The organism is Salinibacter pepae, from assembly GCF_947077775.1.
Classification (GTDB): domain Bacteria; phylum Bacteroidota; class Rhodothermia; order Rhodothermales; family Salinibacteraceae; genus Salinibacter; species Salinibacter pepae.
Genome location: NZ_CAMTTE010000001.1, coordinates 1 through 24,921, shown reverse-complemented (window position 1 = coordinate 24,921; position 24,921 = coordinate 1). Strand labels below are relative to the sequence as shown.

Sequence of the window (24,921 nt, the reverse complement as noted above, 5' to 3'; positions counted from 1 at the left end):
CCTTCTCCCTCAAGTGGTCCGCTCGATCGCCAGCGCCACGCCGCCCCCCGTCCCGTGGCAGATGGAGGCCATGCCCATCGTGCCGTCGTGCTGCCGGAGGGCGTGGAGGAGCGTCACCGTAATTCGCGTTCCCGACGCCCCAATAGGGTGGCCGAGCGCGATCGCGCCGCCGTGCACGTTCAACCGGTCGTACGGCACGTCGAGCTCGCGGTGGAAGAGGATGTTGTTGATCGCAAAGGCCTCGTTGTTTTCGAAGAGGTCGTAGTCGTCGAGCGTGGTGTCGGTGGCGTCGAGCACGTTGTGAACCGCCGGAATGGGGGCCTCCGGAAAGCGCCACGACTCGCGCGCCGACCAGCCCCCGCGATGCACCTTTGCGAGCGGCGTGAGGCCGTGCGCGTCCACCGCATCGGCGCTGGCAAGGAGCACCGCCGCGGCCCCGTCGGAGATTTGGCTGCTGTTGCCCGCCGTCAACACGCCGTCCTCCGCGAAGGCCGGCCCCAGGTTCGCGAGCCCCTCCGCCGTCGTGTCCGGGCGGATGCCCTCGTCCGTCTCCAGCGTCTCGGGCCCCGAGCGCGTGTCGTACTCCACCGGGGCAATCTCATCGTCAAAACGGCCGGCGTCCGTCGCCTCCGCGGCCCGTTGCTGGGAAGTGGCCGCAATCTCGTCGAGCGCCGCCCGCCCGATGCCGTGCTCCGCACAGAGCCGTTCGGTCTGCTCGCCCATGGCGGTGCCGGTCTCCGGGTCGCTGAGGCCGTCGCGGTGCATGACGTCCTGCAGCTGCTCCCCCCCCGGCGAAAACGTGTAGCCCCACCGCGCCCCGGAATCCAGGTAGAAGCCCGCGTCGGACATCGCCTCGGTGCCCCCCGCCAGAATAAGATCGGCCTCCCCGGCCTTGATCATCGTCGCCCCGTTCATGATCGACATCATGCTGGAGGCACACACCATGTCCACGGCGTACCCGTCGACGCTCTCGGGGATGCCCGCCTGGAGCGCCGCCTGACGCGGCACCAGCTGGCCCTGCCCTGCCCGAAGCACATTGCCGAAGATGTACAGATCGAGCCCGCCCCCATCGACCCCGGCACGGTCGAGCGCCGCGCGCATGACCGGCGCGGCGAGGTCGACAGGCGAGTGGGCTTTAAGGGCCCCGCCGAGGCGCCCCATCGGGGTTCGGGCGGCCGCGGCAATATAAACGTCACGCATAGCGAAGCAGGAGAGTTGGTGAGAAAGCAGAAACGGGGTGACAGAGAAAGGGGGTGACAGAGAAACGGGCGCGTCAGCCCTCCCGATCGGTCCGGAGTTGCTCTCGGAGCGCCTCCGGGTCCGTGACGGGCGCCTCACACCGGAACGCCTCGCAGACGTACGCGGCGGCCCGGCCGTCCACGGGCGTTTGCGATGCCGTAAACGGGGCGAGGGCCGTGATGTCCGCGTCGCCCGGAGGACGTTGCAGCGCAACCGTGGTCGGGGTGTAGTCGTCCCGAAGCACTTCGATCAGGGCATTGGTGTCGTCCGAATCGGGCTTGCCCGCCACCACCACCTCCCGCGGGGTGCCCAGCGCCCAGTGCAGCCCCGAGAGCATCGCCGTAACCCCGGTCGGCCGGCGCCGGGCGGTCGCCCCCGCCCACCGGCTCAACGCCGCCGCCCGCTCCTCAAACTCGGTGCGACCGGTAAAGCGGGCCAGCCGCAACAGGTTCATCAGCTGCACCGAGTTGCCGGACGGCAGGGCGCCGTCGTTCGCCTCCTTCGGGCGCACGATGAGGGCCTCTCCATCCTCAGGGGTCATGTAGAAGCCGCCGCCCTCGGCGTCCCAGAAGCGGTCCAGGGCCGCCTCCATGTGCTCGACCGCCGCCCGGAGCCAGTCGGCGTCGAACGTCGTCTCGTACAGCTCCAGGAGTCCCCAGATCAGAAACGCGTGGTCGTCGAGGGTGGCCTGGATGCCGGCCTCGCCCTCCCGGTACCGGTGGAGCAGGCGCCCGTCCGCGTCGTGCATCGTGTCGAGCACAAACCGGCCCGTCTGGACGGCGGCCTCCTCGAACTGGGCCTCGTCAAAGACGCGGGCGGCCTTCGCAAGGGCGGCGACCATGAGGCCGTTCCAGTCGGTCAACACCTTGTCGTCGAGGCCCGGACGGGAGCGGTCGTCCCGCGCGTCGAGCAGGGTTTCACGAGCGTCGTCGAGGCGATCGCGGAGCGTCTCTTCGTCCATCCCCCGCTGCTCGGCCGCCGCGGCGAGGGACTGCTCGCGGTGCAGCACGTTTTTGCCGGTCCGCTCGCCCGAACGCTCCTCCTGGTAGTTGCCCGCCGGCGACATGTTGTAGACGTCAATCACGAGGTCCGCCAGGGCGGGCTCCAGGTGCTCTCGAATGTCCTCGATCGACCAGACGTAGAACGCCCCCTCTTCCATGTCCCCCTCCGCGTTCAAGCTATCAGCGTCCTCGGCGGAGAAGAACCCGCCGTCCGGGGCCTGAAGGTCGCGGCGGACGTACGTAAGCACCTCGCGGGCCGTGCGCTCGTACCGGTCGGTGCCGGTCGCCTGGTACGCCTCCGTGTACGCCAGGACGTGCACGGCCTGGTCGTACAGCATCTTTTCGAAGTGGGGAAGCTTCCACTGCTGATCGGTGGAGTACCGGTGGAAGCCGTATCCCACCTGATCGAAGAGGCCGCCCCACCGCATCCGGTCAAGCGTCGTGGTGACCCGGTCGAGGGCCGCCTGCTCGCCGGTCCGGTGCCAGTGGCGCAGCAGGAAGAGCAGGTTGTGCGGCGCCGGAAACTTCGGGGCCGACCCGAACCCCCCGTGCGTCCGATCGAACTGCTGGGCGAGCTGCCGCGCCGCGTCGTCGAGGAGCGTCGGCCCGGGCGCGTCCCCGTCCGTCTGCTCGTCCCCGATGCGTTGGAGCCGGTCGGTGACCTGCTCGGCGTCGTCGAGAAGCTTCGTCCGGTCGTCGCTGTTCCAGAGCTGCCGGACCCGCGGCAGCAGGTCCATGAGGCCCGTCTGCTGAAACCGCCCTTCTTTCGGCAGGTACGTCGCCGCGAAAAAGGGCTTCCGGTCCGGGGTAAGGAGCACGGTCAACGGCCACCCGCCCTGGCCCCGCATCATCTGGCAGACGTCCATGTAGATGCTGTCGACGTCGGGGCGCTCCTCGCGGTCCACCTTGATCGGCACGAAGCCGTCGTTGAGGAGCGCGGCCACGTCGTCGTCCTCGAAGGACTCTCGCTCCATGACGTGGCACCAGTGGCACGTCGAGTACCCGATGGATAAGAAGATGGGCTTGTCCTCCTCGCGCGCTTTCGCAAACGCCGCGTCGCCCCACGGGCGCCAGTCGACGGGGTTGTCCTTGTGCTGGCGCAGGTACGGGCTCTGCTCGTTGGCGAGGCGGTTGGGCATGGCGTCGTCAGTGTGTTGGTGAACCTGAACACATGAACACGCTCCCTGGCCCTACAGGATTTGGCCGAAGTGGACGGCGTTCAGGAAGAGGCCGTTGGTGCCGTACCAGAAGGCCCGGAAGTTGGGATTGTCCATGAAGAGGATGACCTGCCCGCCGCCCACCTCGTGGGCCTCGATGGACGCGGCGCCCCGGGCCTGTTCGGTCTGCTCATCGGAGAGGTAGCCGCTCAGGCGCGGCGTGGCGTCGTAGGTGCCCACGCTCGCCCCCGGCTCATCGCTCGGGTCGTAGAAGCCCGTCCCCACGCGGAAGACGGGCACGCTCTCGTCGTAGCCGTAGGCGACCGGGTGGGTGGGGTCGAGGTTCGTTTCGAAGATGGAGCCGCCAATGCCCTGCGCCCCATAGGCATTGTCCAGGTCCGCGTATGACTGGTCCTGAACCAGTGAGTCCACGTCCAGGGCGCGCTCTTCCAGGTCCACCATGCCCTGTTCAATCGGCCACTCCACGGCGTCCTCCACACCAATGAGCGTGCCGCCATTCCGGACCCAGTTCTCGACATCGTCGGTGGGCAGGTCGTCGAAGCTGCCGCCGGCCAGCACCATCGTGTTGTAGCGGTCGAGGTCCGCGTACTGCACGTCGGACAGGTCGACCAGCGACACCGGCACGTTCATGCGCTCGCTGAGAAGGTGCCACACCTCTCCCGCGTTGTAGGCGCTCGTGCCGCTGTAGCGGGAGCCGCCGCCGGTCCCCGTCACGATCGCGACCTTCGGCGGGTCGAGAATATCGGAGCCCGCGCTGCCGAGATCTGGGCCCTGCGGGGTCATCCCCTGGTCCACGGCGTAGACGTCCACGTAGTCGTCCTCGGCGATGCGTTGGACGACCTGGTGGATGCTGTCGGCGGCCACGCCGCGCTGTTGGACCTGCACCACGATGGCGCCCCGGTCGAAGGACTCGGACGATCCGTTGACGCGCGCCGTGAAGGGCTCGGTCATCACGCGGGGACGGATGTCGTTGTTGTGGAGGCGCTGCACGGCCCGCGGGGCGTAGTACCTCCCCCAGGGCAGCACGTAGGTGTATTCGGAGCGCCCCCCGACAACCTCTCCGCTTTCGTAGCTCGGGTTCTGAAGCCGCTGCCCCTGCGCCGGCGCGTCGGAGACGGCCGCGTGATCGACCCCGAAGGCCAGCGGGAGGCTCCAGGTCGACACGTCATAGAAAATCGAATCGGGGTACGTGGAGGTCCGCTCCATCGCCGCCTTCACGAAGCGGCCCTGCGGCTGGTCGAGCGGGACCATGTAGGCGTCGCCCGGTCGAAAGGTGGTTCCGTTGGCCTGGACCTGCTCGTCGAGGCCAAACATCCGGACCTCGTGGCGGTCGAGCACCTGCGCCAGGGCGCGGGCCCGGGTGGGCTGCGCCGACCGGTCGATGAGGAAGGCCTCGGTCTCGGTGTCCTGCAGCGCCTCGTCCCGGTTGGCAAAGAAGTCGCGCTGATACTCCAGCAGATCGGTCCGCAGTTCCACGACGGCCCGCATCGTCGAGAGCGAGGTCATGAACTGATTGCGCACCGTGAAGGGGTAGGTCAGCTCGCCCTTGCTCGTCTCCTGCAGGAGGGCCCGCGAGGAGGCCTGCTCGAAGAGAATGCCGATCGAGCCGTTGATGTCCGGGTACGTCGATCCCTTGCCGTAGTAGAAGTCGTCGAACGTCTCCCGGGTGTAGTAGAGGGACCCGATTTGGTCGAGGTACTCGCCGTGGCGCTCCGCGATGCGACCGGTCAGCTCCTGATTCATCCCTGGGGTGTTGGGGTTCGTGCGGCTCTGCACGCCCGGCTGGAAGAAGTAGGTCGCCTCCGATCCCATCTCGTGGAAGTCCGTGAGCACCTGCGGCTTCCAGTTGTGAAAGTAGTCGAGCCGCCCCTGCGAGGACGGGTGCTGTGCGGGCAGCCAGTCCCGGTTCAGGTCAAACCAGTAGTGGTTGGTGCGCCCGCCCGGCCACGGCTGGTTGTGCTCACGGTCCTGCGGGTCGGCCGTGGGCGTGCCCCCCCGGTTGCCATTGACCCAGTCCACGAAGCGGTCGCGCCCGTCGGGGTTGAACATCGGGTCGATGAGGGTGACGGCATTCTCCAGGGCCGCGTCGACGTCCGGCCCGCTACCGGCCGCCAGGTGGTACAGGAGCAGAATCGCGGCCTCCGTGCCGCTCGCCTCGTCGCCGTGGATGCTGTATCCCATGAGGACGACGGCCGGGCGGTCCTGGAGGTCCTCGTCCGACACCTGGGCCGGCGCGGTGGCGGCGCGCCGGTTGGCGCGTTGGATCTGGTCGAGGTTGTCCTGGTTGTCCGTGCTCGTCACGACGGCGTGGATGAGGCGGCGTCCTTCATAGGTGCGGCCGTGCTCCCGAAGTTGCACCCGGTCGCTGACCGCCGCCACCGCCTCAAAGTAGCGCACGACCTGGGCCGGACGGGTGTGGCGCGTCCCAATCTCGTGGCCGATGACCTCCGTGGGGGTGGGGATGGCGTCGTCATAGCTGTCGGTCCCCGGGAGCGGGGTGTCCATGGCGAGCGGGAGGTCCTGGCCGGACGCCGGCGCCACTGTGAGACAGAGGCCGAGAAGAATTGCCCCGACAGCCGCGAGGCGCCGGAGAGGCGATCGAAAAGACATGAGTGCGGAGGGAAGTCGAATGCGAAGGCAGAACGAAGGAGACTGACAACACAGTATACCGATTCCTCACGGCAGGTGAAATGACAGCCTCGTGAAAAGAGAGCCGCGCTCGGGAATGCACATCAGGGCTGGGCGTCTTCGGGGAGGCTGAGCCCCACGTGCACGTCCATCACATTTGTGTGGGTCGGCCCTGGGCGCAAGAGGTGATCGATGGCGTCAAAGAACGGGTACGCATCGTTCTGACGAAGGTGATCTTTGGGATCGCAATCGACGGCACGGGCCTTTTCGGTCGTCATGGGGGTCGCCCAGCCCCCCGCCGCGTCCGTCGGGCCGTCGATGCCGTCGGTGCCCCCGCTCAAGAGCACCGTCGGCCGGGACGCATCCTCCATCGCCCGGGCAGCGCCCAGGGCCACCTCCTGGTTGCGCCCCCCCGTGCCGTCGCCCGTCACCGTGACCGTTGTCTCTCCCCCCCAGAGCCAGCAGGTGGGGGTCTCGGGGCTGGATTGCAGCATGGCCTCAGCGTGCGATGTGCCCACCGACCGGGCCTCCCCTTCAACCTCCTCCGTGACCTGTCGCACCGCGTACCCGCGCGCCTCAGCCGCCTCCCGGGCCGCCGCGAGGGCCATCCGGTTGGTTCCCACCAGCGTGTTCGACGTGCGCTCGAAACAGTCCGCCCCCGGGCCGGGCGTCTCTGGATGGCGCCCGCGTGCACCCGTGCTGAGACGCGTGCGCACCGGGCCCGACACCTCGGTCCACAGGTCCCGCGTGTAGAGCACGCGCATGGCATCCTCGTACGTGGTGGAATCGGGAACGGTGGGTCCGCTTGCAATAACGGACATGTCGTTCCCGAAAACATCAGAGACGATGAGGCTGCCCACGTCCGCCGGGGCCGCCGCCCGGGCAAGCTGGCCCCCGCCCATCTGCGTCAGGTGCTTGCGCACCGCGTTCATCTGCTGGATCTTCACCCCGCTGTGGAGCAGAAGGTGGTAGGTGCGCTTCAGGTCCGCGAGGGCCATGCCGTCGGCCGGCAACGTGCCGAGGGCCGTCCCGCCCCCCGACACCAGCACGAGAAGCAGCTCGTCGGCCCCCGCCGCCTCGGCCTGCTCCACGATGCGTCGGGCCCCACGCACTCCCGCCTGCGTCGGGAGGGGGTGGCCGCCTTCCAGCACGGTCCCCGCCGTGGGGGCCGGGCACGACGCCGGAAGGTGCTCCGGGTACCCCTCCGGCACGATGGCGTACCCGTCGGTCATGGCATCGCCGAGCACCTGCTCGACGGCCCCCATCATCGCCATGGCGGCCTTTCCGAGCCCGACGACACGGATTCCCTCGTAGTGGCCCAGCGGTTGGGGGGCCCACGCGTCCGGGTCGGTCGAATTGACTAGGCGGTCGGCCTGTACGCGGCGGACGGCCGCACGGAAAATGGCCTTCGCATCCGCGGCGGTGGTGTCGAGAAGATCCGGGGTTGACACGGTCGACGGCTCGCTTTGAGGAGGAAGATTGCGATTTCGTACACGTCGTTGTCGCCGGGAAGTGTCCCGCAAGGGTCCCGGCGGCGAAAGATCGGCCGGGGGTTGGGGCCCGCTCCACGGTTCGATCCGGACCACATCGCGCACAGGAATCTCAATCGCGGCTCTGGGGTAGAGGGCATCGAGTCAGTCCTCACGCGCGGTGTTGGCGCAGCGTGTACTGGATCGACTAGAGAGGGTGTCTCATGTCCGCAATTCTGGATGGCGCCAGCACCGACACAAGCAGCTCAGGCCCCGCAGGCGCGGCCGCCCGCAGTGCCCGAGACCTGCGCCAACTGCGGGCGGACCTTCGTGGGAGACTACTGTCCGGCCTGTGGCCAGCGGGGGGGGTCGGAGCTCTCTGTGATCGGCATTCTCGGCGGGTTCGTCCGCGAGCTTGTTGACACGGAACGCGGGCTCTGGCGAGCCTTCAGGGACCTCACGCTCCACCCCGGCACGGCCGTGCGGGCCTACCTGGCGGGGGCACGACAACCGTTCATGAACCCGGGGCGCTACCTGCTGGTCGGCGCCATCGTCACTACAGTCGCTTCTGCAGCGTTGCAGGGCATTGGTGCCCCAGACCACAACATCGGACGATTCGCTGTACACGTCGCACAGGGCGTTACGAAGGGCGCGGCCGAGGATTCGGGGGAAGCAGCGGCCGCATCTCTCGAAGGAACCGCGTGGAGCGCGGCCGTTCAGGATCTCGAGCAGCTCGGCGCGTATCCTGCTCTGGCGCTCGTGCTGATCGCGGGGCTCGTTGGGCTCCTTTACTGGGCTTTGTTTCGCCGAGACACGAACGTTCCGGCCGAATCCTTCGCCGTCGGGACGTACGCCACCGCCCACGCGGTCATCCTCTACCAGTGCGCCGACTGCATCCTCGAACTCTTCGTGCACCACGGAGCGCTCGGAGCTCGACTCTCGACTGCGTTCGATTGGGGGTCCCAGGCGCTTCTCTTCGTCTATCCGCATGTCCTTACGTATGGATGCTGGGGCAAGCGTGTGGAACGGAATCAAGGGAGGCCTCGGATTGGCATGGGGATACACTGAGGCCGCTCTGGTGTCAATTGTGGGCCTCACAGGATACGCCGAATGGCTGCTCTGGGCGTATCCGGACGCCTACTCCGGGAGCGGACCGGGAGCCGCCACCGCCGGTGTCGTCCTCGCGGTTCTCCTTCTCGTGCATGGGGCCTTTGAACCCTATGCTCGCTACCGGCACGGGGGGCACTCGGCCGAGCACCTCCCGCTTAGCGTCTCACAGGGAACGGGCGTCCGGTGCCGTCTGGAACTGCGGCGAAGCTAAGAAGTGAAGGCGTCGCACGTTATCGACGAGATGCACCCACCTCAGTCATGGAGAATACGTCCACCAACGGGGAGCCCACCAACGGGGAGCCCACCCGCGCCGAAAAAACGATCGGCCGCCTGCACGTGCTGACCGACTTCCACCTTCAGCAGGATCGCTCCCACGCCGAGCTGGCCCGCCTCGCCATTCGGGGCGGGGCCGACACCATTCAGTTTCGGCAGAAGCACGGTGGCGTCCAAAACAAGCTGCTGGAGGCGCGCAGGGTCGCCACGGTATGTGCCGACGCCTCCACGCCCCTTCTGATCGACGATCATCTCGACATCGCGCAGGCCACCGACGCCGACGGGGTGCACCTTGGACGGGACGATTTTCCGATCGACGCGGCCCGGTCGGTGCTGGGCCCCTCCCCCATTATCGGCGGCACGGCCAGCAAGCCCCACGAGGCAGCAGAGGCCTACGAACAGGGGGCCGACTACATCGGCTTCGGGCCGGTCTTTCCCACGACCTCGAAGCGCAACCCAAAGTCCGTGAAGGGCCCCGCCGGCCTGGCCGACGCGTGTGAGGCCGTTCCCATCCCGGTCATCGCAATCGGGGGCATCACCCACGACCGGGTGCGGAGCGTTCTGGAGGCGGGCGCCCACGGCGTGGCCGTCCTGTCCGCGGTCGACACGGCCCGCAACCCCGAGCAGGCGACCGCCCGCTTCCGGGCCGCCATCGACGGCGTGCTTCGCGAGGCGGACTCGTGACTCAGGAGGAACGCGCGCCTGCCCCCTGAAGGGCCGCCACGAGCCCATCCGGGGACGGCTCCTCTGCCACCGCCTCCACGGCGTGCCCGTCGCCCTCTAGGGCCTCCGCCGTAGTCGGCCCGATGGCCGCGAGCCGATGGGCCTGCATGTCTACCCCCTCCGCGCGGGTCGCCGCTTCCAAGCCGGACGGGCTGAAAAAGACGAGCCAGGACGCCCTCCCCCGCGCCGGCACGTCGAGATCAGTGCGGGCGTGCGTCTCGTACACCACCAGCTCGTCGAAACGGACCTCCGCGGCCCGCAGGGCCTCCGGCAGCGTCTCGCGCCGTCGATTGCCGGATAGGAAGAGCAGGGGCGCGTCCGGATCGTCCTTGATGATGCGCGCGGCCAGGGCGTCCGCAGTGCCCGTGTCGTCCCCGCGGGCACGGAGCCCCAGCGCTCGCAGGCGGGCCGCGGTCTTCGGCCCCACCGCGTACGCCAGGCGGTCCGCCCACCCGTCCGCGAGTGCTTCGTGGGACGCAAACACCTGTTCGAGGGCGACAGTGGCCCGCGGACTGGTGGCGAGGAGCCCCACGTACGGGTCGGGGGCGGCCAGCCGGTCGCGGAGCTGGGCCTGTCGGGGGAACGTGAAGGCGAGCACAGGCTCGCAGACCGCCCGCAGCCCCGCCTCGCGACAGGCGGCCCGGTACCGGTCCGGGGCCTCATCGTCCGCCGACCGGAGAAGAATGACGTCGGGAGCGGCGCTCATGGTCGATGCCAGATGCTCGCAGGGCCACGCGAGTGGAGTCCCAATCAGGGCCGGAAGGGGGAGTTTGACGCCCCCTCCCGGCTTTCGCCGAGCACGTCGTCGAGGATGTGGTCGCCCCCCATCGCCAGCAGGTCGGCGGCCAGCTCCCGCCCGACGGCCGCCCCGTCCTCTGGCGCGCAGCGCCGCTCGTCGCGGTAGTGCTCGCTGCCGTCGAGGGCGGCAATGCAGGCGTCCAGCACCAGCGTGCCGTCGTCGATGTGGGCCCACGCCCCGAGCGGCACCTGACACCCGCCGCCCACCGTTTTCAAAAAGGCCCGCTCCGCATTCGCGGCATGCCCACTGGGGACGTGGTGGAGGGTCTCCCGAAGCAGGTCGCAAAGCGCATCCTGATCCTCCCGGCACGCGATGCCGAGCGCCCCCTGCCCCACCGCCGGCACAATGAGCGACGGATCGATCCGGTCGCGGATGTGAAGCGACAGCCCGAGCCGCACGAGGCCCGCCACCGCCAGCACCATTCCCGTCCAGTCGCTCTCGCTCAGTTTCTCGAGGCGGGTGTCCACGTTGCCCCGAACCGGCACGACCTCAAGGTCGGACCGCCAAGTAAGCAGCTGGGCCGTGCGGCGGAGCGAGGCGGTCGCCACCGTGGCCCCCTCCGGCAGATCGTGGAGGTGCCCGTCGAAAGACGGATGCGCGACGAACGCATCCCGCGGGTCTTCGCGCTCCCCGATCGCGGCCAGTGCGAGCCCTGAGGGGACCGTCGACGGGATGTCTTTGAGGGAGTGGACGGCCAGGTCTACACCTCCCTGGAGCAGGGCACGGTCCAGCTCCTTGGTGAAGACCGCCTCGTCCCCAATCTCGGAGATGGGCGTGTCCGTCGCCTCGTCGCCGCGGGTCGTGATGGTCTGCAACTCGACGCGGTGCCCGGCGGCTTCGAGCTTCGACCGCACGACGTTGGCCTGCCGGAGGGCAAGGTCACTGCCTCGGGTGCCGAGAACAAGCGGGTCGGAAGTCGACATGCCCAGTCCAGAGAAACTCAAAGAGAATGCGATCGACACTCCGCACGTCTACGGCACAGCCCCCCTCCAGTCCCCCTCCGGCCGTGCGGGACACGGTTGAGACGACGGCCAACGGGCCCTCCGCCAACGGGCCCTCCGCCAACGGGCCCTCCTACCCGCCGCGGGCCTCCTCGGAATGAGACGCAGCCTGATGCGCGGCCGACAGGCGAAGGGCCTTTTGCACCTCCTCCGTTTCCGTTCCGTCGCCTCCAGGGTCGTGGGTCATGTAGGGACAGCGGGACGGGGCCTCGCCCAAATCGGGCGTGTCGGCGTCGGGCGCCTCCGCCAGGGACCGTCCGGCATCGCTCTCGTCGGACGGCGCGAACAGCGCGTGGAGCAGCTCGATGCCCTGGACGAAGTCGATGCTCTCCGGGTCGACGTTTTTGAGCCGCACGATGGGGACCGCCAGCAGCTTCTGCATGATCGACTCCGTGAGGCGGTCGACCTCTTCGCGGTCCATGCCCGTGCGGTGGGCGTGGCGGTCGACCTCCTGCTCCCGAATCGTGTCGAACGTGCTGCGGATGGCCTGGATGGCGGGCTGGAGGGCCTGTTGGTGGAACACCCAGGTCACGAAGTCCTCAAGCAGCTCTTCGCAGATGGACTCCGCCTCGGGAACGGCGTCGGCCCGCCGCTCGCGGACCTCCGCGGTCCAGGCCTCCAGGTCGTCCAGATCGTAGAGGCGGTACCCGGGGCGCTCGTCCACCGCCGGATCCACGTTGCGGGGCATCGCCACGTCCACGACGAGGGTCGCCTCGTCGGGGGCCGGCAGCGCGGGGGCGTGCAGGACGGGGGCGGACGCGCCCGTGGCGACCAGCGCGAGATCCGCGGTGGCCACGGCCCGGTGGCGGTCGGCCCACGGCTCGGCGTCGCCCCCGAACGGCGAGGCCACCTCACGGGCCCGGTCGGGCGACCGGTTCACGACGGTCAGCGACGCAAGGGATTCATCCGCGAGGGCTTCCAGGGCGAGACGTCCCATCTTGCCCGCCCCCACGAGCACAATCTCCGTGTCCCGAAGCCCGTCGCCGCCGGCCTCCGAAAGGTCTTGGCGTGCCATCTCCACGGCCGCGGTCGAGACCGACGCGGCCCCGCGGCCCAGGCCCGTCTCCGAGGAGACGCGCTTGGCGGCCCGGAATGCGGTATGGAAGAGCCGGTGCATCACCGAGTGAATCCCGCCAGCGTCCACCGCCCGCTCGTAGGCCGCCTTGACCTGGGCGAAAATTTGGCGCTCGCCGAGCACCACGGAGCGGAGGCCACTCGTTACCTGCAGCAGGTGCCGGACCGCGGCCTCGTCCCGCTCCTGAAAGGCCGTTTCTTCGGGCCACCGGGTGCCGCCTCCCTGTCCGATCAGGGCCTTCACCTGGCGCAGGTCCGCCTCGGTGCCGTAGAGGTAGGCCTCCGTGCGGTTGCAGGTCGACAGGACCACGACCTCCGCGTCGGCACTCAGGCTCAGGTTTGCGTAGAGGGCCTCTTGTTCTTCCGCACTAAGCGCGAACGTTTCGGTCTGCCCCAACGAGGTGCATTCGTGATTCAGCCCGACTGCGTAGAACCTCATAGAGCCCGTTGAAAGACACAAGCGTTCGATGCACACCTGTTACACGAGGCAGGGGGCGCTGTTCGCGACCCGGGTTGAATAAGGCGTCAACGCCCGGGCGCAGACGGGGTGCCGTCCCCATCCGAGGCGGTGAGGAGGGACAAGACGATTTCGGAGGAGGACCGGGCGGCCTCCTGCAGAAACGCCTCGAAGTCGATGTCGGACGTGCCGTCCGCATGGTCCGAGATGGCCCGCACCACGAGGTACGGCACGTCGTTCATCGCGCAGACCTGCCCCACGGCGGCGCCCTCCATTTCCACACAGTCCCCTTCAAGCTCCTCGCGCAGCTGGTGGCGGTCGGCTTCGTCCTCAACGAACCGATCCCCTGTCAGTACGCGCCCAGGGGCAATCCGGTGATCGGGCAGATCAACCGACAGTGCACGGCGACGCAATGCGGCATCCGTCCTAAAGAAGCGAAAGTCGGTGAACGGAATCTGTCCACGCGGCAGCCCGAGGAACTTGACCACCACGTCGTGCTGCACGCAGTCGGTCGCCACGACGACGTCACCGATGTCGAGCGCCGGGTTCACCGCCCCGGCCGAGCCGGTACAGATCACGGCCTCGGCGTCGAACGCATCGATCAGAAGTTGTGTGCAGAGGGCGGCATTCACCTTCCCCACGCCCGCCCGGACGAGGACAAGATCGTGCCCGTGCCACGACGCCTCATGAAAAGCACGTCCCGCCCGCTGCGTCGAGCGCAGGATCTCGCAGCGGTCGAGATACAGCTCCATTTCGACGTCCATCGCAGACATGATGGCCAACGGCATACGGACGTACACCTCAACTCTTACTTTCAATAGCGGCGTACAGGGCGACGAGAGACGACGCGACGTTCCATGTCGGCGGCCAGCCCGAATACCGCCCCACGAGAGTGGTCCTCTCGGACTCTGGCAGTCGGGATGATTCCCAACGACTCGCCCCGCCCAGCTCCCCGTGAAGCCGATACCGAATGGAATTGCACGACAGGCGGACGCATTCGGCATCCTTGACCCGAGTCCCTGAAACCCAAGCGATCGTCGCGGCGGACGATTCGAGGCCCCGACCTACCGCACGACCGACCCGTCCTCCGCCTCCGTGGTGACCGGCACGAACGTACCATCCGGCTCCTCGGCCATGAGCACCATGCCCTGGCTCTCGACCCCAAACATCTCCTTCGGCGCCATGTTGGCGACGACGACCACCTCCAGCCCCACGACCTCGTCGGGGGCCATTTGCTCGGCCACCCCCGCGAGGATCTGCCGCTCCTCGAAGCCAAGGTCGACCTCCAATCGAAGCAGCTTGTCGGCGTCGGGCACCGGCTCGGCGGTCGTTACAGTCCCGGCGCGCAGGTCGAGCTGCGTAAAGTCGTCGAACGAAATGTTGTCGCTGAGGGCGTCGTAGTCCATGTCGGTGGTGGATGGGTCCGTATCTCGTTCAGCGGCCCGCTCGCGGAGCTTCTCGATCTGGGCCTCGATGGTGTCGTCGTCGATTTTCTGGAAGAGCGGCTCCGGGTCGGCGCCGCTCGGGATCGGGTGTCCGGCGGGCAGAAGGGGCGCCCCGGCGTCTTCCCAGCCCACGGCGTCGGCGGGATCGTCGTCGGGGGTGCTGGTCCGTACGTTCTCCAGCCCGACGCGCTCCCGAAGCGTCGCCGCGGCGCTGGGCAGCACCGGCTCGAACAGAATGGACAGCGCGGCGCACACCTGCAGGCTGACGTGGATTGTGTTGGCGCAGGCCTGCGGGTCGCTCTCGTGGGTGTGCCACGGCTCCGTGTCGTTGAAGTATTTGTTGCCGCGACGCGCCAGCGCCATCGTCTCGAAGACCGCGTCCCGCGTGCGGTGCTCCTCGTAGGCCATGCCCACAGTGCCGGGCACCTCGGCCATCCGGTCGAGCATGGCCCGGTCGGCCTCGGAGGGATCCTCCAGCGGCGGGACCGTGCCGTCGAAGTAGCGCTGCGCAAAGGTGAGCGTCCGGTGCACGAAGTTGCCGAAGACGTTGGCGAGCTCCCCGTTCACGCGCTGCTGAAATCCCTCCCAGCTGAAGTCCGCGTCCTTCGTCTCGGGGAGGGTCGTGGCGAGGGCGTAGCGGAGCAGGTCGGGCGCGTGCCGCTCGTCCGCAAAGTCGTCGAGGTACTCGTGGAGCCAGACCGCCCAGCCGCGGCTCGTGGACAGCTTCTCCCCCTCGAGATTTAAGAACTCGTTGGCGGGCACGTTGTCCGGCAGGACGTAGTCGCCATGCTCCATGAGCATGGACGGAAACATGAGGCAGTGGAAGACAATGTTGTCCTTGCCGATGAAGTGCACGAGGCGGGTGTCCTCGTCCTGCCAGTAGTCGGTCCACGCGTCGGGCTCGCCCTGCTCCGCGGCCCACTCCTTCGTGGCCGAGATGTAGCCGATCGGGGCGTCGAACCACACGTAGATGACTTTGCCTTCTGCCTCCAGCCCGTGCCGCTCCGCCACGTCGTCGGGGACCGGGACGCCCCAGGGCACGTCACGGGTGATGGCGCGGCCCTTCAGCCCCTCGTCGAACCAGCTCTGAATCTGCCCGACGACGTTGTTTTTCCACTCCGGGTGCGAGCCGATCCACTCTTCGAGTTGGGGCTGGAGCTCCCCGAGGGGCAGGTACCAGTGGGTGGTCTCTTTGAACTCCGGGGTCGCGTCGGTGAGCGTGCTCTGCGGGTTCTCTAGCTCCGTCGGGCTGAGGGACGAGCCGCACTGCTCGCACTGGTCGCCGTAGGCCTCCTCGAAGCCACAGACCGGACACGTGCCGGTCACGAACCGGTCGGCCAAAAACATCTCGGCCTCCGGGTCATAGAGCTGCTCGTCGGTTTTGAGGTCGAAGCCCTCCTTCTCGTCGAGCACCCGGAAGAAGTCCTGCGTCGTCTCTGTGTGGGTCTCGCTGGAGGTGCGCCCGTAGTAGTCGAAGCTCATCCCAAACCGCTCGAAGTTGTCGCGGATTTGGGGGTGATAGGTGTCGATGATGTCCTCCGGCGTTCGGTCCTCCCGAATGGCCCGCATGAGGATGGCAACGCCCATTTCGTCGGAGCCGCAGATGAAAGCCACGTCTTCCCCCTTCAGCCGCTGGTAGCGCACGAAGAGGTCCGCCGGGAGGTACGCCCCCGCCAGGTGGCCGATGTGGATGGGGCCATTGGCGTACGGAAGGGCCGCGGTGACGAGGAGACGCTCAGAAGAAGTCGGATCGGCCATCAAACCAAAGTCGCAAGTACGTAGTCGTTACGGCATGCCTGGGATTGCGCAGTCCCTATTGCGTGAGCCCAAAGCTCGGGGAGAAGTGCGCACTCCGCATCACGCAATACGAATCGGAAACGGGCGATCTGTCCCGCAGGGCCTGGCCCGTTCCGGGAAACCGCGGGACGTCTCAGCTCAATTAAAGCTCACCCCGTCGAGCGGGTCGCCTTCCTTCTTTCGGAGGGCCTCCTCCGCGAACCAGGCCTCCTCCACCTCCTGGGTCGTGTCCGGAAGGTCCTCGTGGGGCTTTTCGTAGCCCTCGATGTCTTTGAGCCAGACGAGCGTCTTGGTCCGCATCGTGCCGTCTTTCGCCTCGAACTCGGTGTCTTCTTCGCGGGCGGCACACGTTCCCTCGGCCTCGCCGTACACGCCCCCCAGCTTGGGGTGGCGCAGCAGGATGCGAACCCGCTCGCCGTAGTCGAATCGGCTGTCCTCGAAGTCGGCCTCGCTGTAGGTTGCCACGGGTCGTTGCAATTCTTCGCGGGAGATTGGAGCAGTTATACCAACCGGCGGGCACTTCCACCAGATCCAAGTATATGAATCAGCGGGTGCTTCTGCGTGTTCAGGGCGCGTGAGCCCCTCGTGAAAACACCCTCGTGAAAACAAGGGACGACTCGTTTCTTTGCTCACACTCCGGCCGCCTCATGTCCACCCCCAGCTTCCCCCCCCGCACGGCGACCGTCGAGCGCACCACCGCCGAGACGGATGTGTCCGTCGCCCTCACCCTCGACGGCGACGGGAGCTACGACGTCGACACCGGCGTCGGGTTCTTCGACCACATGCTGTCCCTCTTCGCCAAGCACGGCGCGCTCGACCTCGAGGTGCAGTGCGACGGTGATCTGGAGGTGGACGACCACCACACGGTCGAGGACGTGGCCATCGGCCTCGGCCGCGCCCTCGACGAGGCCCTCGGGGACAAGGCCCACATCGCCCGCTACGGGCACGCCTACGTGCCGATGGACGACGCCCTGGCCCGGGCCGTGGTGGACCTCTCGGGGCGAAGCTACTGCCACCTGGAGGCCCCCTTCGAGCGGGACCAGGTCGGCGGCCTGTCGACGGAGCTGGTCGAGCACGTGTGGCGCTCCGTGGCCGATCACGCCCGCTGCAACCTGCACCTGACCGTCCTCCACGGGCACAACGCCCACCACAAGATTGAGGCCCTCTTCAAGGCCGCCGCCCGTGCCCTCCGCAGTGCGGTGCGCCGCCGGGCCGACCACGCCGAGGTGGCCTCCACGAAGGGGACCCTGGTCTAGCCCAAACGACGGCGGGCTGGGAGCGAGCCAGTCCGGGGCCGTGCTCCGACCCCTGCCCGGTTCCCAGAGCCGTGCACAACGGCATTCTCGACGCGAGCCCTTCCACGAACGCCCGACACTTCCATGCTTTCAGACGATACGGTCGCGGTCATTGGGGCCGGCAATATCGGCCACTCCCTCATCGGCGGCATGATCGGCGGCAACCTGATCGAGACCGAGGACGTGATTGCGACCCGCCGGACCGGCTCGGCCCTCGACGCGCTGGCCGAGGAGTTTCCCGGCCTGCGCACCACGACCGACAACGTGGACGCCGTCCAGGACGCCTCCATCATTCTGCTGACCATCAAGCCCCAGAGCCGGGCCGAGGTCATTACCAACATCCGCGACCACGTGGACCGCGACGTGCTCGTCATCAGCGTGCTGGCCGGCATCACCAGCGAGCGGCTCCAGCTCGGATTCGGGCAGGACCAGCCCGTAATCCGTGCGATGCCGAACACGCCGGCCCTTGTAGACGCCGGCGCGACGGCGCTCTCCCCCGGCACGTACGCCACGGACGCCCACCTGGAGAAGGCCCGGGCGATTTTCGAGGCCGTGGGAAACGCCGTGGTCGTGCCCGAGGACCACATGGACGCCGTCACGGGGCTGTCCGGGAGCGGCCCGGCGTACGTGTACATGTTCATCGAGGCGCTGACCGACGCGGGCGTAAAGCAGGGCATGTCCCGCGAAGACGCCTCGACGCTGGCCCGGCAAACGGTGTACGGCGCCGCCAAGCTGGCCATCGACACGGACAAGCACCCCGCCATCCTGCGCGACGAGGTGACCACGCCCGGCGGGACCGCCATCGCCGCGGTGTCGTCGCTCGAAGAGCACGGGCTCCGCACCATGCTGATCAACGCCGTCAGCACCGCCACCCAGCGCTCCGAGGAGCTCAACGACGAATAGCAGTCCCCAGCCTCGGTGCGCACCAGGGGCCAGCGCCCCGTCCCTCCCGCCTGAACTAATTGTTCTGCCCCTCCCTCCCCATGACGACCATCATCGACTACGGCATCGGCAACCTTCGCTCGATCGAAAAGGCCTTCGAGACCGTGGGGGCGACGGTGCACCGCACCGACGACCCGGCGGCCGTTGCGGAGGCCGAGCGGCTCGTGCTGCCGGGGGTGGGGGCGTTTCGGGCCTGCATCGACGAGATTCGGCGGCGCGACCTGGAGGGGCCGATCCACGACGCCATCGGCCGCGGGGTCCCGTTTCTGGGGGTCTGCGTGGGCATGCAACTGCTCTTCGAGACCGGCTACGAGAAGGGTGAACACGAGGGGCTCGGCGTCCTGCCCGGGCATGTCGCCCATTTTCGGGACACCGATGCGGACATGCCCGACGAGTTGACGGTTCCGCACATGGGCTGGAACGCAATCGAGCCGACCCGCGACCACCCGCTGCTTGACGAACTGGGGGCGACGCCGTACGTCTACTTCGTCCACTCCTACCACCCCGTGGCGGACGTCCCCGACGACGTGCTTACCACCACGTCCTACGGGCACACCTTCCCCTCCGTGGTGCAGCGCGACAACGTATTCGGCGTGCAGTTCCACCCCGAAAAGTCGCAGGCCGCCGGCCTCGGGCTGCTCGACAATTTTGCCGCACTTCCGACGACCGAGGAGGCCGGCCGGACAGTCTCTACGTAGGACGAGGCCGCCCTGGACGCTACTCCGTCCTGCCCGGGCCTAGAGCCACTGAATCAACAGGAGGACGAGAAAGCCCACCCCGCCCGCAGCGACGGTCAAAAATCGGATCGCGGTGTCGACGGAATTCTCCATGCGGCTGAGGTCACCAACGCGGGAGGCTCGGTGCACCCGATGCTTCCTGGGGGCGACGGATGCCCAAAAAGGGTGCCAACATGCATCGTACGCGGATCCGCCCCTATTCAGGCCCTATTCAGGATTCTCAGGAGCCGTTCTGGGAATCAGGCTCGTAACTCTTACGAGCCGCGGGGCCGTCGCGGAGGCGTTCGTGCGGCCCCCCAACAAAAAAGCCCGCCCCAGACGGGACGGGCTCGGGTCTTCTCGCATCGGGTGCGCCGTCGTTATCCGACCGGCGAGGCGTTGAGGGCGCTCAGTCCCTTCTCCGTTCGCTCGGTCTCGAACGCAACGGTCTGGCCTTCGCGCAGGTCGTCGCCGCCCGTCGAACCGGTGATGTTGCTTACGTGCAGGAAGACATCCTCACCGCCCTCCTCGGGCTCGATGAAGCCAAATCCCTTCTCGGTGTCAAACCACTTAATTGTTCCGCGTTGCATACTGTAACCGTCGTTGTGTTTGTTGGTGCGCCCCACCGGTGCAACGCACGCTTCCGGAGTGCTCGGGACGGCGCGGCAGCGAAGGAGACGCAAATGTAATATTGAGTTGTAGGTCCCATTCGCGGTCGTCGTCACAGTTCCGGGACGGGCCGGCCTGGGCGCCTTCTTCACCCAGTTCCCGTTTTCCGGGCCGGACGAGGCGGCGGAAGGGGCCCCACGAACATTGCGCCGCCTCGTGAATGGAAGTAACGGTCCTCACGCGAGTCTCCTCCTCACGTCCCCCAGTTCATGCCCCTCGTCATTCCCGCCATCGACATCCGCGACGGCCGGTGTGTGCGCCTGCACCAGGGCGATTACGACAACGAGACCGTGTACTTCGAGGACCCCGTCAAGATGGCCAAGCTGTGGCGCGTGCAGAATGCGCAGACGCTTCACGTGGTGGACCTCGATGCGGCCCGGGGGGAGGGGGAGCACAACCGGGACGTGATCGAGAGGATGTGCGACGCGCTCGACATCCCGATCCAGCTCGGGGGCGGCATCCGCTCGATGGATCAGATTGAGGCCGCCCTGGACCGGGGCGTCTACCGCGTCATCCTAGGCACCGCGGCCGTCCGCGACCCCGACTTCGTGGAGCGGGCGGTGGAGCGGTTTTCGGCCCAGCAGGTGGTCGTGAGCATCGACGCCCGCGACGGGGAGGTGCGCGTGCAGGGCTGGACGGAGGGATCGGGGCTCGACGCCGTTGCGTTCGCGAAGGACATGGAGCAGCGGGGCGTGCGTCGTCTCGTCTACACCGACATCAGCCGGGACGGAACGATGGAGGGCCCCAACATTCAGGCGTACCGGACGCTCGGCCGCCAGCTTGCCCACGCCAAGATCACGGCGTCCGGCGGCGTGGGCGAGCACGACGACCTGCTCGATATTCAAACGCTCCAGCCCTACGGCGTCGATTCGGTGATCGTGGGCACGGCGCTCTACGAGAACCGCTTTCCGTGCCAGCAGTTTTGGGCCTGGCAGGACAAGGACGCGGTCGACCTGGACACGTTCTCGACGGCGTCCCTCCGGTAGTCTCTCCTCGCCTGATCTGCTCCTCTTTTCTCGGACCCGTATGCCCCTCGCGAAACGCATCATTCCCTGCCTCGACGTGGACGAAGGCCGCGTCGTGAAGGGCATCAACTTCGTCGACATCCGTGACGCCGGCGACCCGGTGGAACAGGCCCGCACCTACGACGCCGCCGGGGCCGACGAGCTGGTGTTTCTCGACATCACCGCCACGCACGAGGACCGCGACATCATGCACGACGTGGTGCGGCGCACCGCCGATCAGGTGTTCATTCCCCTGACCGTGGGCGGCGGGCTCCGCTCGGTCGACGACATGCGGGCGATGCTCCAGGCCGGGGCCGACAAGGTGGCCATCAACTCCGCGGCCGTGAAGGACCCGGACCTGATCGCCCGCGGCGCCGACGCGTTCGGGGACCAGTGCATCGTGGTGGCCATCGACGCGAAGCGGCGGGACGGCGACGGGCCCGCGTGGGAGGTGGTCGTCCACGGCGGCCGCAAGCCGACCGGACGGGACGCTGTGGAGTGGGCCGCCGAGGCGGAGGCCCGCGGGGCCGGCGAGATTCTGCTGACCTCGATGGACCGGGACGGCACCAAGGACGGGTACGACCTCGACCTCCTCCGCGCCGTGACGGAGCGGACCCAGATTCCCGTCATTGCCTCCGGCGGGGCCGGCACCCTGGAGCACCTGCGGGCGGGCCTCGTCGACGGCGGGGCCAGCGCGGTGCTGGCCGCCTCGATCTTTCACTTTCGCGAGCACACCGTGGAGGAGGCCAAAGACCATCTCCGCGACGCCGGCCTGCCGGTTCGGCCTCCCCTGAACAACTGGACCGACCGATATGCCACGACGGACTGATTCCTCCTCCGCCACCCCGGCCGCCCGCCTGCTGAAAGGGGCGGCCCTCGTGTTTTCCATCCTCGGGGGCGGGATGGCGGCCTGGGGGATCGACAAGTGGATGCGCTACCCCGAGGCCCGCGCAAGCCAGTTCGGGTTTGAGGCCCCGCTGTGGCCCGCCTTCACCCTGTTCGTGCTGGCCGCCACGGCCGTGGGGGTCCGGCTCCTCTGGATCGCGGCCGGGCGCGTTGAGGACGGCGAGGACCTCTTCGCCGAGCGCCATCGCCGTCGCCGCTCCGACCCGCCGCCCCCGCCGGAGTCGGAGTAGCCGCTACGCCGATGCCAGCAGGGCCTCGAGAATGGACCGGGCCTGGCGGTAGATGCCGTCCCCCTCGCTCGCTCGCGGCCCCGCCACGTTCAGGACCCGCACATCGTGTTCTGCCGCCCACGCATGGATCATCGGCACCGGCGCGGGATCCGTCAGGCGAACATGGAGAAGCGGTGTCTTGCGCGCCTCAGCCTCCCGTTGCGTGAGCGCCGTCCCGCCCTCCAAGGGGCCGGGCGCAACGATGAGGGTCCCGTCGCTGTCCCGCACGTTCCACGCCGTCCGCTCCGCGTACGCGTCCGTCGGCGTTTCTCGGAGCGGGTAGCGCGGGGCAATCGGTCCGTCCTCCGCCCGGCGTCCCCGTGGGCACCAGCCCCCAACCGCCACGTCGTGGGCCCGCGCCGCGTCCAGCGCCGCCCGGTCGACGCCGGTCTGTCCGCCCGAGATGATTTTTTGAAACTGCACGCGTCTTCAAGGGCGTGTTGCGGACAATTGCAATGATCTGAACCCTCTGTCCAGCATTCAGTTTCGGCAGGGCCGTTCCCTTTCGCCCGCTTTCCATGCGCCCAACTTCGTGCTCGCATGCGACTCTTCACGGCAATTGATCTGCCGGATGGATTCCGAAACGAAGCGGCCGGCCTGCAGGCACCGTCCGCGCTGGACGCCCGCTGGACCGCCCCCGCCCAGTTTCACGTGACGCTCCGCTTCATTGGCGATGCCAGCCCCGAGCGGGCGGCGCGCTACGAGCAGGCCCTCGCGGAGCTGACCGCCCCGGCCGCCCGCTGCGAGCCCTACGGCCTGGACGTGTTGCCGTCCCGGCGCTCCCCTCGCGTCCTGGTGCTCGGCCTGGAACGCACCGAGTCCCTCCTGGCCCTCCACACGGCCGTCAGCGATGCCCTCGAACGGGAAGGCCTGTCGCCAGAAGACCGCGACTACACCCCTCACCTCACGCTCGCCCGGGTGGGGGATACGGCCCCGGAGACGGTGCACGCGTTTCTGCGAACCGCAGACGTGCCCTCTTTTCCGGCCTTCCAGGCCGACCGGTTTGTGCTATACGAAAGCACCCTCACCTCGGACGGGGCCGTTTACGATCCACGGGCGATTTACCCACTCAACGGATAGGCCCGCGTCCCGGCCATCAATTTTTCGTGATCGGGCGGCGGGCCCACGATAATTGGCACGATCGGTCGTTAGGTTGATTCCGCACGCTGTTTTGCGTTTCTCCCCCCCAGCCATGCTACGACGCCTCCTACTGCTCGGCGTCCTGTTGTGCGCAGTCCCCCTCCCGGTGGGCGCCCAGGACGGCGGCCCGACCCTCCAAGCCCTCCAGTCGCGCTACAGTGCCCTGCAGGGCCTCCGGGCCGCCTTCACGCAGGTCACCGCCTCCGAGTTTGCGGACGACTCCACCCGGATTGACGGGACGGTGCTTCTCGCCGGGAACCGATACCGGGTCGAGACGCCCGCACAAACCGTCGTGACGGACGGCGCGACGACGTGGATTTACTCCCCTGCCGACAGTCAGGTCGTGGTGAATACGGCCGACGCGGAGGCCTCCACCCTGACCCCCCAGGCCTTCCTCACGACCGCGGCGGACAAATACGACCGCACGGCCCGCCGTACCGTGACCCGAGCCGGGACGGCACACGAAATGCTGTCCCTGACCGCGGCGGATTCGTCGGCCCGGTTCAAGGAGGCGACGCTGTGGGTCCGGCGCCCCGACCGCATCGTCACGCGCCTCCGGGCCGTCGACCGCAACGGATCGATTCTGGACCTTCGCCTGCGCGACATCCGGATCGACCCGCAAGTCAGTGGAACTCCCTTCTCGTTCTCGCCCCCCGAGAGCGTGGAGGTGGTGGATCTTCGCCCCACCGACTAGCGAACCACACAGGGCACTTCGGGGGAACTGAACGGCTCTGGAACGAATCCCACGACGCGTGCTGAGTCGACGGCGGTGGTTTCAAATCGGAAGCTTCGTCCTGGCGGGCGGCCTTCTCGCCCTCGCCGTGTACGGCGTGGACATGAGCAACATCTGGACGGCCTTCCGAAAGGCCGACTACCGGTGGCTGCTCCCCCTGGTCGTACTCGTCCTGGGCAGCAACCTGTTTCGCGCCTGGCGCTGGCAGATCCTGGTGGAGGCGCTGCCGGACCCCGAGGACCGGGCCGGCCACACGGCCCGCGCCCGCATGCTGGAGGCCTCTTTCTCCTCCGTTATGATCGGCTACATGGTGAACTACGTCGCCCCGCGGATGGGCGAAGTGGCGCGGACCGCCAACCTTTCGGCCCGCACCCCCTACCGGTTCAGCAGCATCTTCGGGACCGTCGTCTCCGAGCGCATTTTCGATACGGCCGTGCTGGGAGCGGCCCTTCTGAGTGCCGTCGGGCTGCTCGTCAACCGCCTCGACGTGCTGCGCGAGCAGTTCGTGGCCCCGGCGTGGGCCCGGTTGCAGTCCATTCCACTCGACTGGCTCGCCGGGGGCGCGCTCGGCCTGCTCCTGCTGCTCGTCCTCGCCATCGGGGGGGCCCGTTGGCTCCTTCAGCGCGAAGACTCGGGGCTCGGTCGCGTCTGGGCAACCACCCTCAAGCCCGCCGCGGTGTCGTTCCGGAAAGGGATGACGACACTGGTGGCCTCCCCCCGCCGCGGGGCCATTGTCCTCTCCACAGTCGGCATGTGGGCCGGGTACCTGCTGATGGCCTACCTGCCCTTCCGCATGCTCCACCTCGCCGAGCCCTACGGCATTGGCATTTTGGACGCGTGGGCCCTCATGGCGATCGGCGCAATCGGCATCCTGGTGCCCTCCCCCGGCGGCATCGGGTCGTACCACTACATCACCGAACAGGCGCTGGTCCACCTCTACGGCGTTCCGTCGGCGGAGGCCCTCACCTACGCCTTCCTCACCCACGGGGCGCAGCTCGTCTTTTACACCCTGGCGGGCCTCGTGGCGGTGGTCTACCAGGGCAGCGGCTTCCG

23 protein-coding genes are annotated in these 24,921 nt (G+C 68.1%); 11 read left to right on the top strand and 12 right to left on the bottom strand.

Features of this window, described 5'->3' with window-relative positions; all coding sequences use genetic code 11:
- Positions 1-9: 9 nt before the first annotated feature.
- From OJA40_RS00115 to OJA40_RS00100, 4 genes are all read right to left on the bottom strand, one after another.
- Positions 10-1,200 carry a thiolase family protein gene (locus OJA40_RS00115; protein WP_208426396.1) on the bottom strand — a complete coding sequence of 397 codons (1,191 nt, stop codon included), beginning with the start codon at positions 1,198-1,200 and terminating at the stop codon, positions 10-12.
- 73 nt (positions 1,201-1,273) lie between these two features.
- Entirely contained in the window at positions 1,274-3,379 is a 2,106-nt protein-coding gene (locus tag OJA40_RS00110) for a thioredoxin domain-containing protein (protein WP_208426397.1), read from the bottom strand.
- 51 nt (positions 3,380-3,430) lie between these two features.
- Positions 3,431-5,923 (bottom strand): M14 family metallopeptidase, encoded by a 2,493-nt coding sequence (locus OJA40_RS00105; protein ID WP_263809778.1) that lies wholly within the window; start codon positions 5,921-5,923, stop codon positions 3,431-3,433.
- A gap of 227 nt (positions 5,924-6,150) precedes the next feature.
- On the bottom strand, positions 6,151-7,497 hold the full coding sequence (locus tag OJA40_RS00100; protein WP_263809777.1) for a glycerate kinase type-2 family protein: 1,347 nt from the start codon (positions 7,495-7,497) through the stop codon (positions 6,151-6,153).
- Between the two features lie 348 nt (positions 7,498-7,845).
- On the opposite strand from OJA40_RS00100, the gene OJA40_RS00095 reads away from it, so the two are divergent.
- Together OJA40_RS00095 and thiE are read left to right on the top strand one after the other, a co-directional pair.
- A complete protein-coding gene (locus tag OJA40_RS00095; RefSeq protein WP_263809776.1) occupies positions 7,846-8,583 on the top strand; it encodes a DUF3667 domain-containing protein in 738 nt (245 codons plus the stop codon).
- Positions 8,584-8,883: 300 nt separating this feature from the next.
- Positions 8,884-9,582, top strand: coding sequence for a thiamine phosphate synthase (gene thiE / locus OJA40_RS00090; protein WP_208426399.1), 699 nt, complete (start codon positions 8,884-8,886; stop codon positions 9,580-9,582).
- A gap of 1 nt (position 9,583) precedes the next feature.
- Here the strand turns inward: thiE and OJA40_RS00085 are convergent, their stop codons facing one another.
- The 6 genes from OJA40_RS00085 to OJA40_RS00060 all read right to left on the bottom strand — a co-directional run bounded on the left by OJA40_RS00085 (position 9,584) and on the right by OJA40_RS00060 (position 16,659).
- Complete coding sequence (locus OJA40_RS00085) at positions 9,584-10,327, bottom strand: uroporphyrinogen-III synthase (RefSeq protein ID WP_208426400.1); 744 nt, start codon at positions 10,325-10,327, stop codon at positions 9,584-9,586.
- Positions 10,328-10,371: 44 nt separating this feature from the next.
- Positions 10,372-11,343 (bottom strand): hydroxymethylbilane synthase, encoded by a 972-nt coding sequence (gene hemC, locus OJA40_RS00080; RefSeq protein ID WP_208426401.1) that lies wholly within the window; start codon positions 11,341-11,343, stop codon positions 10,372-10,374.
- A gap of 151 nt (positions 11,344-11,494) precedes the next feature.
- The gene (gene hemA, locus OJA40_RS00075; protein ID WP_208426402.1) at positions 11,495-12,934 is read right to left on the bottom strand and encodes a glutamyl-tRNA reductase; all 1,440 of its coding nucleotides are present in this window, start codon (positions 12,932-12,934) and stop codon (positions 11,495-11,497) included.
- An 86-nt stretch (positions 12,935-13,020) separates the two neighbouring features.
- Positions 13,021-13,740, bottom strand: coding sequence for a 5'-methylthioadenosine/adenosylhomocysteine nucleosidase (locus tag OJA40_RS00070; RefSeq protein WP_263789722.1), 720 nt, complete (start codon positions 13,738-13,740; stop codon positions 13,021-13,023).
- A gap of 276 nt (positions 13,741-14,016) precedes the next feature.
- The gene (metG, locus tag OJA40_RS00065) at positions 14,017-16,155 is read right to left on the bottom strand and encodes a methionine--tRNA ligase (protein ID WP_263809775.1); all 2,139 of its coding nucleotides are present in this window, start codon (positions 16,153-16,155) and stop codon (positions 14,017-14,019) included.
- 177 nt (positions 16,156-16,332) lie between these two features.
- Positions 16,333-16,659 (bottom strand): hypothetical protein, encoded by a 327-nt coding sequence (locus OJA40_RS00060; protein ID WP_263789726.1) that lies wholly within the window; start codon positions 16,657-16,659, stop codon positions 16,333-16,335.
- Between the two features lie 182 nt (positions 16,660-16,841).
- On the opposite strand from OJA40_RS00060, the gene hisB reads away from it, so the two are divergent.
- The 3 genes from hisB to hisH all read left to right on the top strand — a co-directional run bounded on the left by hisB (position 16,842) and on the right by hisH (position 19,129).
- On the top strand, positions 16,842-17,450 hold the full coding sequence (hisB, locus tag OJA40_RS00055; protein WP_208426405.1) for an imidazoleglycerol-phosphate dehydratase HisB: 609 nt from the start codon (positions 16,842-16,844) through the stop codon (positions 17,448-17,450).
- A gap of 123 nt (positions 17,451-17,573) precedes the next feature.
- Complete coding sequence (proC, locus tag OJA40_RS00050) at positions 17,574-18,392, top strand: pyrroline-5-carboxylate reductase (RefSeq protein WP_208426406.1); 819 nt, start codon at positions 17,574-17,576, stop codon at positions 18,390-18,392.
- A gap of 80 nt (positions 18,393-18,472) precedes the next feature.
- Positions 18,473-19,129, top strand: coding sequence for an imidazole glycerol phosphate synthase subunit HisH (hisH, locus tag OJA40_RS00045; RefSeq protein WP_208426407.1), 657 nt, complete (start codon positions 18,473-18,475; stop codon positions 19,127-19,129).
- A gap of 398 nt (positions 19,130-19,527) precedes the next feature.
- Here hisH and OJA40_RS00040 read toward each other — a convergent pair whose 3' ends face one another.
- Entirely contained in the window at positions 19,528-19,737 is a 210-nt protein-coding gene (locus OJA40_RS00040; RefSeq protein ID WP_043552331.1) for a cold-shock protein, read from the bottom strand.
- Positions 19,738-20,025: 288 nt separating this feature from the next.
- Between OJA40_RS00040 and hisA the strand changes: the two genes are divergently transcribed.
- Genes hisA through OJA40_RS00025 form a run of 3 tightly spaced genes read left to right on the top strand, consistent with a single transcriptional unit; the run spans position 20,026 to position 21,956 of the window.
- Positions 20,026-20,802, top strand: coding sequence for a 1-(5-phosphoribosyl)-5-[(5-phosphoribosylamino)methylideneamino]imidazole-4-carboxamide isomerase (gene hisA, locus OJA40_RS00035; protein WP_208426408.1), 777 nt, complete (start codon positions 20,026-20,028; stop codon positions 20,800-20,802).
- A 40-nt stretch (positions 20,803-20,842) separates the two neighbouring features.
- The gene (gene hisF, locus OJA40_RS00030; protein WP_208426409.1) at positions 20,843-21,649 is read left to right on the top strand and encodes an imidazole glycerol phosphate synthase subunit HisF; all 807 of its coding nucleotides are present in this window, start codon (positions 20,843-20,845) and stop codon (positions 21,647-21,649) included.
- On the top strand, positions 21,633-21,956 hold the full coding sequence (locus tag OJA40_RS00025; protein WP_263809284.1) for an ABC transporter permease: 324 nt from the start codon (positions 21,633-21,635) through the stop codon (positions 21,954-21,956). The genes hisF and OJA40_RS00025 overlap by 17 nt, the downstream gene beginning before the upstream one ends.
- Before the next feature lie 3 nt (positions 21,957-21,959).
- On the opposite strand, the gene OJA40_RS00020 is transcribed toward OJA40_RS00025, so the two are convergent.
- The gene (locus OJA40_RS00020; RefSeq protein WP_208426410.1) at positions 21,960-22,418 is read right to left on the bottom strand and encodes a putative molybdenum carrier protein; all 459 of its coding nucleotides are present in this window, start codon (positions 22,416-22,418) and stop codon (positions 21,960-21,962) included.
- Positions 22,419-22,535: 117 nt separating this feature from the next.
- On the opposite strand from OJA40_RS00020, the gene thpR reads away from it, so the two are divergent.
- The 3 genes from thpR to OJA40_RS00005 all read left to right on the top strand — a co-directional run.
- Positions 22,536-23,075 carry an RNA 2',3'-cyclic phosphodiesterase gene (gene thpR, locus OJA40_RS00015; protein ID WP_208426411.1) on the top strand — a complete coding sequence of 180 codons (540 nt, stop codon included), beginning with the start codon at positions 22,536-22,538 and terminating at the stop codon, positions 23,073-23,075.
- A gap of 112 nt (positions 23,076-23,187) precedes the next feature.
- Positions 23,188-23,829 (top strand): LolA family protein, encoded by a 642-nt coding sequence (locus OJA40_RS00010; RefSeq protein WP_208426412.1) that lies wholly within the window; start codon positions 23,188-23,190, stop codon positions 23,827-23,829.
- A 58-nt stretch (positions 23,830-23,887) separates the two neighbouring features.
- Positions 23,888-24,921: lysylphosphatidylglycerol synthase transmembrane domain-containing protein (locus OJA40_RS00005; protein WP_263809774.1), on the top strand; the 1,034-nt coding region annotated here is incomplete at its 3' end.